Source organism: Frankia sp. BMG5.23 (assembly GCF_000685765.2).
Taxonomy (GTDB): domain Bacteria; phylum Actinomycetota; class Actinomycetes; order Frankiales; family Frankiaceae; genus Frankia; species Frankia casuarinae.
The window spans coordinates 88,373-100,134 of the sequence record NZ_JDWE01000006.1 but is presented as its reverse complement, the minus strand read 5'-3'; the positions used below and the strand labels follow the sequence as shown (position 1 = coordinate 100,134).

The following is an 11,762-nucleotide window of genomic DNA, read 5'->3' as shown; positions in this document are numbered from 1 at the left end:
ACGGCGCGGGCAGGGGGATCAGATGGCACATTCACCGGTGCGGCGCAGCGGGGGCAGTCCCTTCCCGCCGATCGCCGAGTACGGATTCCTGTCCGACTGTGAGACGTCCTGTCTCGTTGCCCCCAGCGGCAACGTCGAGTGGATGTGTGTGCCCCGGCCCGATGCCCCGAGTGTCTTCGGGTCGGTGCTGGACCGGTCGGCCGGGGGCTTCCGTTTCGGTCCCGAGCGTACGCAGATCCCGGCCGGCCGGCGCTACCTCCCCGGGACGAACATTCTCGAGACCACCTGGCAGACGCCGAACGGCTGGCTCATCGTCACCGATTGCCTGGTGGTCGGGCGCTGGCATCGCACCCACAAGCGTTCGAACACGCACCGTCGGACGCCGAGCGACTGGGACGCCGACCACGTGCTGCTCCGGCTGGCTCGCTGTGAGCACGGCTCGGTGGATCTCAGCCTGGTGTGCGAGCCGAACTTCGACTACGGCCGTGAGCCCGAGTCCTGGCAGTACGAGGGAGAGGATTACTCCTCCGGCGTGATCAGCCATGCGGGCACCAACGTCACGCTGCGGCTGCGTACCGACCTGCGGCTCGGTTTCGACGGCCGGCGGGCACTGGCTCGCACCACGCTGCGGGAGGGGGACACCGCGTTCGTCGCGCTCACCTGGCGCCCGGAGGAGCCCCTGCTTCCGGACACCTACCTGCAGGCGTGCGTCGCCGTCGACCGGACAACGGAGTTCTGGCGCCAGTGGCTGTCGCGGGGAATGTTTCCCGACCATCCCTGGCGGCGCCATCTGCAGCGCAGCGCCCTCGCGCTGAAAGGACTGACCTACGCGCCGACCGGTGCTCTGCTCGCCGCCTCGACCACCTCGTTGCCGGAGACCCCGCGCGGCGAACGGAACTGGGACTACCGATACAGCTGGATCCGCGATTCCACCTTCGCGCTGTGGGGCCTGTACACCCTCGGGCTGGACTACGAGGCCAACGATTTCTTCTCGTTCATCGCCGACGTCGCCGAGAACGATGACGACGACATCCAGGTGATGTACCGGGTGAGCGGCGAGCCGAAGATCGACGAGGAGGTCCTCGGTCACCTGTCCGGCTACGAGGGAGCCTACCCGGTACGGATCGGCAACGCAGCGGCACTGCAACGTCAACACGACGTCTGGGGTGTCGTTCTCGACTCCGTGTACCTGCACACCAAGTCCCGTGACTACCTCTCCGAACGGCTCTGGCCGGTGCTCGTGCGCCTCGTCGAGGCGGCGGCCACGCACTGGCGGGAGCCGGACCGCGGGATGTGGGAGGTGCGCGGGGCGCCGCAGCACTTCACCGTGTCCAAGATGATGTGCTGGGTTGCCCTGGACCGGGGTCGGCGGCTGGCGCAGATGCGGGGGGACGCCAAGACGGCGGCGCGCTGGCGGGCCGTGGCGGAGGAGATCCACGCCGAGGTGTGCGAGAAGGGTGTGGATCATCGCGGTGTGTTTACCCAGTACTACGGATCGAAGGCGCTCGACGCCTCACTGCTCCTGATTCCGCTGCTCGGGTTCCTGCCGGCGGCCGACGAACGCGTGAAGGCCACCGTGCTCGCGATCGCCGACGAGCTGACCGTTGACGGGCTGGTCCTGCGCTACCGCACGGAGGAGACCGACGACGGGGTCTCCGGCACCGAGGGCGCCTTCCTGATCTGCTCGTTCTGGCTGGTCTCCGCCCTGGTGGAGATCGGCGAGCTGACCCGTGCCCGGCAGCTGTGTGAACGGCTGCTGAGCCTCGCCAGCCCGCTGGATCTCTATGCCGAGGAGATCGATCCGGTCAGTGGCCGCCATCTCGGAAACTTCCCCCAGGCGTTCACCCATCTGGCCCTGATCAACGCGGTGATGTACGTGATCAGGGCCGAGGACGCCGAGGCCTACGCCCGGCCGTCCCCCTCGACCTGATCGTGCAGGCCGGTCCCGGGACAGGTGGCCACGGCGATCAGGCGAACCCGAGCGGGTCGTGGCATTAACGTGGGAGCTGTGGCCAGCCTGGAGGTTGTGGACAAGCGGGTCGAGGTCGTCCTGCGCGGGCTTGAACGGATCGGCGCGGTGCGTGGGGACGTCTCCGTGCGGCTCGACGAGGTACTCGACGTACGCCTGGCGGCGGATGCGTTCGCGGAAGTGCACGGATGGCGGGCGCCCGGGACCGGACTGCCGCGCGTCATGGCCCTCGGGACCTGGCGGTCGCGGGGCGGCAAGGAGTTTGTCGCTGTCTACCGCGGCCGGCCCGCGGTCGTGGTGGAGGTCCGCCCGGGTGGCGAGTTCCGGCGCCTGATCGTCACAACCGGCGACGCCGAACGCGCCGTGGCGCGTCTGCGCAGGGCGGTCATCGCGCGCTGACGGTCCCGGATCCGGACCCGGCGTCAGGGCCGGCCGTCAGTCGGACCCGGACCCGGACCCAGCCCCGGACCCAAGGATCGCCTCGGCTTCCACTTCGACGACCCAACGCTCGTCGAGTAGTCCCGCAACGACGACCATCGTGGCGGCTGGGCGGATCGCGGCGAACAGCTCGCCGTGGACGGCGCCGACGGCCGGAGCGTGGGCGGGATCGGTGATGAACATCCGGGTACGGGTGACGTCACCGAGATCGGTGCCCGCCTCGCGCAGTGCGGTGCGGATGATCTCGAAGCACCGCCGGGTCTGCAGCTCAGCGTCCGGTGGAACCGTGTCGTCCGGCCACACCGGCCCAGTCCCACTGACGAACACGCGTTCGCCCACGCGGAGCGCCCGGGAGAACCCGATCGTGGCTTCGTAGGGTGAGGAGCCGGAAATCTTCTGACGTTCAGGATGCAACAGGATTCCCTGGGTAATCGGTGATCAAGGTGGAGGTATCCACACTTGTGGACAACGGTTGTGGATGAATAACACGGCTGGAAGCTCTGGTGGTTGTGCCGGGCGTGGCCATCAGGCGTCTGGCGTGCGGGCCGGCTATCGCCACTGGGTCGACACGGCCAGTCCGACGACGACAAAACCAAACCCGATAAGGATGTTCCAGCCGCCCAGCCCCTCCATCCCCAGGACGCCGCCGTTGGAGAAGTAGTAGACGAGCAGGTAGGCGATCCCGAGCAGGAAGAACGCGAGGATCAGACCGCCGAACCAGGGCGGGGACGGCGGCTTCCGCCTGCGTGCCGACGCGCCCGCGGTGGTGGTCGGGGTTGGCTTCTTGGGCTTGCGGCGTCGTGACTCGGGCACTGCGGAACTCCTCGATGGCCGTGCGTGGACGAGAGCGGCGACCGTCGTCGCCGTCCTCGTCCGGCCATCGGCGGTCTCGCGCTGGGTACCAGCGTAGACAGGGCGTCCGTGGAAACGCCGTTGCGTACCGGCCGGCGGGATTCACCTCCGGTCGGGGCCCGGGCGACGCCGACGTCGCGGCCGGTGCCGGGGCGATCAGACCCATGTGGCATCGAGAGCGCCATCGGCCGCGTAGCCTGCGCGGGAGGCGATACCTCCGACGCGGCGGACGGATCGCCCGGCCGGGCTGGTTGTGGCATGGTCGCGTGCCGCCCCCGGCGATTCATCGGCATGCATGGGTGAACCGTTCAGCGGGGCACCGAGGGAGATTGGGGACGACGGTGCACGGCGGGCTACGGCCCTGGCCCTGGCCGGGGGGCCGGTCGCGGCGGGTGATCTGGGCGGTGTCGCTGTTCTGGGCCGGCGTGCTGTCCGGCGTCGTGGTGCTGGACGGCGGCCCGTTCGATCGGGCCGGCCCGCGGGACACTGCCGCTTGGGCGGCCCAGGAGCGGGCGGGAGTCGCGCAGGTTGTAGACGAGGAGGCGGGCCGGGTGGCCGACCGCCGCGCCGGGCTGGACGCCGAGTCGCGGCGGCGCGCGACCACGGCGCAGGCCGTCCCGTCGGGGGCACCGGGCTTCGCGCTCGGGACCGATGCCGCCGCCCGGTCCCTGGTCGAGTCGCTGGCCGGTCCCGCGGGGTTGGCCCCGGTGCGCGGGCCGGCGCTGACCGTCGAGCTGGACGACGCCCCGCGGGAGGGCCGGGGTGGCCCGTACGCCCCCGGCGTGCCCGCCCCGAGGCCCGACGATCTCATCGTGCACCAGCAGGATGTCCAGGCGGTCGTGAACGCGCTGTGGGCCGGCGGCGCCGAGGCGATGAGCATCATGGACCGCCGGGTGACGGCACTGACGGCGGTCCGCTGCGTCGGGAACACTCTTCTGCTGCACGGCGAGGTCTTCTCCCCGCCGTTCCGGATCACGGCGATCGGGGAGGTCGCCGCGCTGCGCTCCAGCCTGCAGGCCAATCCGCAGGTCACGATCTACCGGCAGTACGTCGACGCCTACCGGCTGGGATACCGCGTCGAGGAGGCCGCCGACAGCCGGCTACCCGGCTACGACGGGCCGATCGACCCGTCCGGCATCGCCAGGCGCGGCTAGGAGAACGCCGCCGTCCGCAGGGTCTCGACCTCGGCGGACAGCCCCGGTGCGAGCCTGCGCGCCGCGCCGCCGTCGCCGCACTGGTCCAGCCAACGGGCGAGGATCAGGTGGCCGCCCTGGGTGAGGACGGACTCCGGGTGGAACTGCACGCCCTCGAGCGGGAGGCGTCGATGGCGCAGCGACATCACCACGCCGCTTTCGGTCCGGCCGGTCACCTCGATTTCCTCGGGAAGGGTGTCCTCCTCGACGGCCAGCGAGTGGTAGCGGGTCGCGACGAACGGCGACGGCAGGTCCGTGAGAACGCCGGTCCGGTCATGGCGGACGACCGAGGTCTTGCCATGCAGCAACTCCGGGGCGCGGTCGACGGTAGCGCCGAACGCGACCGCGATCGCCTGATGGCCCAGGCACACCCCGAGCAGCGGCATGCCGCCCGACGCGCAGGCTCGCACCATGGGAATGCTCACGCCGGCCGCCTCGGGCGTACCCGGTCCCGGGGAGAGCAGGACCCCGTCGACGCCGAGCGCGGCGAGGTCGGCCGGCGTCATCTCGTCGTTGCGGCGCACGATGCATTCGGTCTCGAGCTGGCCCAGGTACTGGACAAGGTTGAAGACGAACGAATCGTAGTTGTCGATCACCAGGATGCGCATCAGATCGTGACCTCCCGCGGCATCAGGCACCCTGCCGTGGGCGGCCGCAGTCCCATACTGCCTGAGCAGCCACGACCGCCTCCGTCGGCGCGACGACCTCAGGTGCCGCCACCGCCGGAACCGCCACCGCCGTTGCGGCCGCCCAGCAGCCCCCCCAGGCCGCCCGGCTTCGTCGTGGCCGGTGTCCCAGGGGTGGGATTACCCGTCGGGCTCGGCGAAGTGCTGGTCGGCTCCGTGGTCGGGGTGGGCCCGGTTGGCGTCTCGGTTGGAGTCGGCGGCGCGGTGGTCTGGATCTGCTGGGCGACGGACAGCGTGATGGTCGAACCCCGAGGGACGTTGCCGCCGGACGGGCTCTGGTCCACAACCGTCCCCGGCGCCACGTTGTTGTTCGCGACGGGCTGCTGGGCCGCCCTCAGCCCGTAGCGGCCGAGTTCGGCGGCGGCATTGTCGTACGTGCGGTTGCGCACGTCGGGAACGTTGACGTTCGGGCTGACCACGTTGAGCGTGACCGTGCTGCCGCGCTTGACGGCCGAACCCGCCTGCGGATCGGTGCTGTCCACCGTGCCGACCTTCTGGCTGGTCGGGTTGCCGTAGGCCATCGGGTTCGGGACCAGCCCCAACGCCCGCAGGGCCGCCTCGGCCTCGGCCTGGGTCTTCCCGATCAGGTCGGCGGGGATCTGGACGTCGTCGGCGGCCTTGCCGATCGACAGGGTGATCACCCCCTTGGCGGCGACCTCCTTGCCTTCGGCCGGGTCGACCGCCGTGACCCGACCGGCCAGGTCCGGTGAATCGACCAGCTTCGTGACCACCTCCCCCCCGAAGCCGGCGCTCTGCAGCCGGGCGCGGGCCTGCTGCTCGTTCTGCCCGACGAGGCCGGTCGGGACGAGGATCTTCTTCGTGGAGGCGGTGTTGTCACCGGTGCTGAGGAAGGTCGTGGCGAGCAGGACGACGGCGACGAAGACGATGACGATTCCGAGACCCGCGAGGATGTACTTCCACGCCTGGGAACGCTCCTGATTGGGAACGGCCCGCCGGTCGATGGCCCCGGTCACGTCGTAGCGGTCGAACGGACCGGTGCCGAACCGGCCGTCGTCGTAGGGGACGTCGCGGTAAGTGGTCTGGTCGTCGTTGCGGTAGTCGTCGTCGCGGTAGCGGTCCCGGGTGGGATAACCCGCTCGGTCACCGCGGCTGAGGATCGCCGTGCCGGGCGCGGCCGGGCCGAGGGTGGTGGCGGCCCCGCCCGCGCCACCACCTCCCATCATGGCGTGCACGCGCCGTCCGGCCAGCGCCCGTTCCAGATCGTCGCGCATCTCACCCGCAGTGCCGTAGCGGTCGTCGGCGTCCTTCTCCATCGCCTTGAGGACGATCGCGTCGGCCTCGGGGGAGATGTCGCGATCGTGAGCGGACGGCGGCAGCGGGTCCTCCCGCACGTGCTGGTAGGCCACGGCCACCGGGTTGTCCCCGCGGAACGGCGGCGACCCGGTGAGCAGTTCGTAGAGCAGCACCCCGGTGGTGTAGACGTCGCTGCGGGCGTCAACGCGGGCTCCTCGGGCCTGCTCCGGGGACAGGTACTGAGCGGTGCCGATCACCGCCGCCGTCGCGGTCATGGTCGAGGAGGTCGCGGTGGTGGCGCGGGCGATGCCAAAGTCCATGACCTTGACCGAGCCGTCCGGGCTGAGCATCACGTTCGCCGGCTTGATGTCGCGGTGGATGATCCCCATCCGGTGGCTGTAGTCCAGGGCGGCACAGACGTCGGAGGTGATCTCCATAGCGCGGCGTTCGGTGAACCGGCCCTCGGTCTGCAGCGCGTCGCGCAGGGTCCGTCCCTCGATGAACTCCATCACGATGTAGGGGATCTGCGCCCCGTTGATGAGGTCCTCGCCCGTGTCGTACACCGAGACGATCGCGGGGTGGTTCAGCGCGGCCGAGGACTGCGCCTCTCGGCGGAACCGGGCGAGAAAGGTGGGATCACGGGCGAGGTCCGGGCGCAGCGTCTTGACGGCGACCTCACGGCCGAGCCTGATGTCACGACCGCGGAAGACCTCCGCCATGCCGCCATAGCCGATGCCCTCGCCCAGCTCGTAACGCCCGCCGATGATCTGCGGCCCAGCCCCCGGGGCATACATCTCCGTCACGTCGGTCACGAATACTCCCCTGCCGTCGCCCCTCCCGCGCCGGAAATCGCCGACCCGGCGTTACCGCTGACGATTTCATCACCGATTGCGGTTGGGTAGACCACCCTCGGTGGTGTGGTCGCGGAGTTCGATGCGGAATTGCTGCCGGAGAACAACCTGTTGGTCGCGAATGCGACGATCACCACGGTGAGGATCAGCAGAATGATCAGAAGTGGCAGTGGCAGGGCGGGACGGGAGGCCGCCTTCGGCCGGTGCCGTCGAGCGGCTCGCCCCTCCCAGCCCGGCCGCAGATCATCCGGGCTGTCCGGGCCGGACGGACCTGGGGGGCCGCCGGGGGTACGGGCCCACGGCGGCGGACCCGGGTGGTAGGCGGTGCCGGGATCGCGGGGGCCGCCACGGTCCGACGTCCCGTAGGCCGAGCCGCCGTACGCCGACTCGGGGCCACCGTACGCCGTGTCGGGGCCGCCGAAGGGCGGGCTGTGCAGGGCCGTTGCAGGTACGTCGGGTCCGCCGAGCATGGCTTCCGGGCCATCGGGAACCGCCTGGGCGTTGTCCGGCGAAGCGCCGGTGCGCCCCGGTCCACTGGTGTGACCGGACGGTGGCGGTGCGGCCACCCAGGACGGTGGCCGGGTGCGCGAGGTGGATCGGGGCGGGCGAGCGGCGGCACCGGCGGGCGGGAGGACGGCGCCCGGCCCCGGATGGCGGGCGGTCGCGTCCGGTGCGCCGGGCCAGCGCGCCGGCTCCGGGCTCCACAGACTGCGCCGGATCCCGGCCGCCGAACGCGCGAATGCCCCCGCCGAACTGGGCCTGCGCGCGGGGTCCTTGGCCATCGCCGAGTCCACCAGGGCCCGTACCTGGTAGGGGATGTCGGTCGGCAGCGGGGGCGGGGTGTCCTGCTGGTGGGCCATCACGACCACGATGGGGTTGCGGTCGTCGAAGGGGCGGCGACCGGCGAGGCACTCGTACGCGACGACGCCGAGCGAGTAGACGTCGCTCGCCGGTGTCACCGGACGCCCGGACGCCTGCTCGGGGGACACGTAGTAGGCCGTCCCCATCATGATGCCGGTGGCGGTGAGCGGCGCGGCGTCGACCGCGCGGGCGATCCCGAAGTCGGTGACCTTCACCGCGCCGTCCGGGCGCAGCAGCAGGTTGCCGGGCTTGACGTCGCGATGGACCACGCCGAGGGCGTGCGCGGCCTGCAACGCGTCGGCCGCCTGCCCGAGGATGTCCAGCGTGCGTTCCGGGGACAACCGCTTCTCCCGGTGCAGCGCGGCGGAGAGGGGCTCCCCCTCCACCAGCTCCATGACCAGGTAGGCGGTCGGGTAGTCGTCGGCGGTCGCGACCTCGCCGTAGTCATAGACCGAGGCGACGCCCGGGTGTGACAGCCGGGCGGCATGGCGGGCCTCGCCGCGGAACCGCACCAGGAACGACTCGTCGCTGGCGTACTCCGGGCGCAGCAGTTTCACCGCGACGGGGCGGCCGAGGGTCAGGTCCAGGCCACGCCAGACCTCACCCATGCCGCCGGCGGCGATCCGCCCGTTCAGGCGGTACCGGTTGTCGAGGACGGTGTTCGGCGACGCGGCGCCGGCGAAGGGCTGCGACGGGGAGATGGGATTGCCCGGGGAGTTGTTCATGGCTTGTCCAATGCGGCCTGTATGACCTGTTTCGCGACGGGGGCGGCGACGGCACCACCGGTACCCAGCTCGCCGCCGCCGTCCTCGACGATGACGGCAACCGCGATCTTCGGAGCGTCCGCCGGGGCGAACCCCACGAACCAGGCGTGCGGCAGGCTGGTGCCGTGCTCGGCGGTCCCCGTCTTCCCGGCGACGGTGACGCCGCCGATCTGCGCCCGCCGACCGGTCCCCGACGTCACCACGCTTTCCATCATGGTCGTGAGCTGGGCGGCCACCTCGCTGCTCACCGGTTCACCGAGTTTCTTCGGCTCGGTTTTGCTGATCCTCTTGAGGTCCGGGCTGCGTAGTTCGGACACGATATAGGGCTTCATCTCCGTGCCGTCGTTGGCGATCGCCGCGACCACCTCCGCCATCTGTAGGGGCGTGACCCGGACGTCGTACTGGCCGATCGCCGACTGCGCGGTCTGCGCGGCGTCGAGCTTGGCGGGGAAGACGCTACGGGCCTGCTGCAAGGGGAAGTCGGGGAAGGTCGCGTTCAGGCCGAAGGCCTCGGCCTGCCGGCGCAGGGTGTCGGCACCGAGATCGATACCGAGCTGTGCGAACGCGGTGTTGCAGGAGATGGCGAGCGCGTGAATGAGGGTGTCGGTCTCGCCGTCGCCGCAGCGTTCGCCGCCGAAGTTCGGCAGCCGCACGGTGCTCAGTGGGAGCGGTAGCTCATCGGGTGCCGCGACACGAGTGTCCGGCGTCCTGCCTTGTGACAGCGCGGCGGCGGCGGTGATGATCTTGAAGGTCGAACCGGGCGGATAGGTCTGCTGGGCTGCCCGGTTCAGCAGCGGTTGATCTGGATTGCCCGACAGCAGCCCATAGGCATTGGCCGCGGCCTTCTCATCATGGGCCGCCAGCGCGTTCGCGTCGTAGGAAGGGTTGGTGACCATCGCCAGGATCGCGCCGGTCGACGGCTCGATGGCGACCACCGCGCCCTTGCGGTTGCCGAGCGCCTCCGCCGCCGCCTTCTGGACGGCGGGGTTGATCGTGGTGACCACGGAACCGCCGCGCCGCTCCGCGCCAGTGAACAGGCCGGTCACCCGGCTTGCGAGCAGTCGGTCGTCGTCTCCGGACAGGAAGACGTCCTCGGACCGCTCCAGGCCGGCCGCCGTGAACAGCGTGTAGTAGCCGGTAACGTTGGAGTAGAGCTGCCCGGCCGGATACTGCCGCTGGTACTTGTACTGGTCGTTCGACGGCACCGAACGTGCGATCTCCACGTCACCGGCGACGATCGCGCCCCGCTGTCGTTCCAGGCGCTCGGTGATCTGACGCCCGTTCGTCGGCTGGGACTTGAGGCTGCCCGCCTCGCCCACCTGGAGCCAGTTCGCGTTCACCAGGAGCGCGGCGAAGAGGACCATGCAGGCGACGGCGACCTTGCGCACCGTGCGGTTCATGTCGTCTTCACCACCTGGGTGGGACTCTCTGCAACCGCGCCCGGGTCGAACAGGGGGGCATCCGGCACCGGTTCGGGTGCGCGGCGGGCGGCGTCGCTGACCCGCAGCAGCAACGCGATGATCGCGGCGTTGGCCACGATGGACGACCCGCCGTAGGAGACGAACGGCAGCGTGAGCCCGGTCAGCGGGATGAGCCGCATGACCCCGCCCACCTGCACGAACACCTGCAGCGCCAGGGTGAAGGACAGCCCGGCCGCCAGCAGTTTGCCGAACGGGTCCTTCGCGCCGAGGGCCGCGCGCATCCCGCGCAGCACGACCAGGGCGTACATCATCAGGATGGCCATGACGCCGGTGAGACCGAGCTCCTCACCGAGGCTCGCCATGATGAAGTCGGTGTTCGCGAACGGCACCTTCTGCGGGTGCCCCTCCCCGAGCCCCGTACCGGTGATGCCACCGGCGGCGAAGCCGTAGAGGCCCTGCACGAGCTGGTACGACGTGCTCGACGGGTTGTCACCGTCGAAGGCGTGCAGCCAGCCGTCCACCCGGACCTGGACATGGCTGAACATGCTGTGCGCGATCACGGCACCGAACAGAAACAGCACGAAGCCGACCAAGAGCCACGATACCCGCTCGGTGGCGACGTAGAGGACGACCATGAACATTCCGAAGAACAGCAGGGACGAGCCGAGGTCCTTCTGCACGATCAGGATGCCCAGGCTCGCCAGCCACGCCACCAGTACCGGCCCGAGGTCGCGGGCGCGCGGGATCCCCATCCCGAGAAAGGAGCGGGAGGCCACCGAGAGGACCTCGCGTTTGTTGACCAGATAGCCGGCGAAGAAGATCAGAAGAATGATCTTCGAGACTTCGCTCGGCTGGAAGGAGAACGGCCCGATCCGCAGCCAGAGGCGCGCGCCGTTGATGGTCGCGCCGATGCCCGGCGCGATCGGCAGCACCAGACCGACCAGACCGACCAGGCCGGCCGTGTAGGCGTACCGGGCGAGCGAGAGATGATCGCGTACCAGCGCCAGCACCAGGATGAAGACGATGACCGCCAGCAGGGTCCAGACGAGCTGCGTCTGCGCGGCACCGGGCGGAATGTGGGTTCCCGCCCGCTCGGCGGCATCCGCCTTGGCGAGGTCGAGCCGATAGATCATGACCAGGCCCAGGCCGTTGAGCGCGACGACGACCGGGAGCAGCACCGGGTCGGCGGCCGGCGCGAACCTGCGTACCGCCAGGTGGGCCAGCGCCCACAGGCAGAAGAAGCCGAGACCGATGGAGAAGATCCCGAGCGAGACCTGGCCGATGTCGGCGAAGGTCAACGCGGCGAGCGCGCTGGTCGCGAGCACGCCGGCGAAGATCATCAGGATGAGCTCCCGGCGCCGGTACGGCGGGAGGTTGGTGCCGGTGGGCAGCGGGAAACCGGCGAAGGTCGCGGTGAGGTCCGCCGACCTCGGCCTGCGTAGCGGAGGTAGGGGGATCGGCGGGCGGGTCATC

At 70.4% G+C, this 11,762-nt stretch carries 10 protein-coding genes; 3 read left to right on the top strand and 7 right to left on the bottom strand.

The genetic code is table 11. The annotated features are described in order from the left end of the window. The first annotated feature begins 22 nt into the window (after positions 1 to 22). Both BMG523DRAFT_RS04535 and BMG523DRAFT_RS04530 read left to right on the top strand, forming a co-directional pair. Positions 23 to 1,930: a glycoside hydrolase family 15 protein gene (locus tag BMG523DRAFT_RS04535; protein WP_011438796.1), complete on the top strand. Its 1,908-nt coding sequence runs from the start codon at positions 23 to 25 to the stop codon at positions 1,928 to 1,930. 78 nt (positions 1,931 to 2,008) lie between these two features. Beyond that, entirely contained in the window at positions 2,009 to 2,368 is a 360-nt protein-coding gene (locus BMG523DRAFT_RS04530) for a hypothetical protein (RefSeq protein WP_023840019.1), read from the top strand. Between the two features lie 36 nt (positions 2,369 to 2,404). Here BMG523DRAFT_RS04530 and BMG523DRAFT_RS04525 read toward each other — a convergent pair whose 3' ends face one another. Continuing rightward, the gene (locus BMG523DRAFT_RS04525) at positions 2,405 to 2,821 is read right to left on the bottom strand and encodes a RidA family protein (protein WP_023840020.1); all 417 of its coding nucleotides are present in this window, start codon (positions 2,819 to 2,821) and stop codon (positions 2,405 to 2,407) included. A gap of 135 nt (positions 2,822 to 2,956) precedes the next feature. Beyond that, on the bottom strand, positions 2,957 to 3,220 hold the full coding sequence (locus BMG523DRAFT_RS04520; RefSeq protein ID WP_011438793.1) for a cell division protein CrgA: 264 nt from the start codon (positions 3,218 to 3,220) through the stop codon (positions 2,957 to 2,959). A 338-nt stretch (positions 3,221 to 3,558) separates the two neighbouring features. On the opposite strand from BMG523DRAFT_RS04520, the gene BMG523DRAFT_RS04515 reads away from it, so the two are divergent. Then, a complete protein-coding gene (locus tag BMG523DRAFT_RS04515) occupies positions 3,559 to 4,413 on the top strand; it encodes a DUF881 domain-containing protein (protein WP_235462856.1) in 855 nt (284 codons plus the stop codon). Here BMG523DRAFT_RS04515 and BMG523DRAFT_RS04510 read toward each other — a convergent pair. From BMG523DRAFT_RS04510 to BMG523DRAFT_RS04490, 5 genes are all read right to left on the bottom strand, one after another. Next, complete coding sequence (locus BMG523DRAFT_RS04510; protein WP_011438791.1) at positions 4,410 to 5,060, bottom strand: aminodeoxychorismate/anthranilate synthase component II; 651 nt, start codon at positions 5,058 to 5,060, stop codon at positions 4,410 to 4,412. The genes BMG523DRAFT_RS04515 and BMG523DRAFT_RS04510 overlap by 4 nt on opposite strands. A 98-nt stretch (positions 5,061 to 5,158) precedes the next feature. Beyond that, positions 5,159 to 7,204: a Stk1 family PASTA domain-containing Ser/Thr kinase gene (gene pknB, locus BMG523DRAFT_RS04505; RefSeq protein ID WP_023840022.1), complete on the bottom strand. Its 2,046-nt coding sequence runs from the start codon at positions 7,202 to 7,204 to the stop codon at positions 5,159 to 5,161. Then, on the bottom strand, positions 7,201 to 8,829 hold the full coding sequence (locus BMG523DRAFT_RS04500) for a serine/threonine-protein kinase (protein ID WP_011438789.1): 1,629 nt from the start codon (positions 8,827 to 8,829) through the stop codon (positions 7,201 to 7,203). The genes pknB and BMG523DRAFT_RS04500 overlap by 4 nt, the downstream gene beginning before the upstream one ends. Then, positions 8,826 to 10,268, bottom strand: a complete 1,443-nt coding sequence (locus BMG523DRAFT_RS04495; RefSeq protein ID WP_043590485.1) for a penicillin-binding protein 2 — start codon at positions 10,266 to 10,268, stop codon at positions 8,826 to 8,828. The genes BMG523DRAFT_RS04500 and BMG523DRAFT_RS04495 overlap by 4 nt, the downstream gene beginning before the upstream one ends. Beyond that, positions 10,265 to 11,761 carry an FtsW/RodA/SpoVE family cell cycle protein gene (locus BMG523DRAFT_RS04490; RefSeq protein ID WP_011438787.1) on the bottom strand — a complete coding sequence of 499 codons (1,497 nt, stop codon included), beginning with the start codon at positions 11,759 to 11,761 and terminating at the stop codon, positions 10,265 to 10,267. Before BMG523DRAFT_RS04490 ends, BMG523DRAFT_RS04495 begins: the two co-directional genes overlap by 4 nt. Position 11,762: the final 1 nt, after the last annotated feature.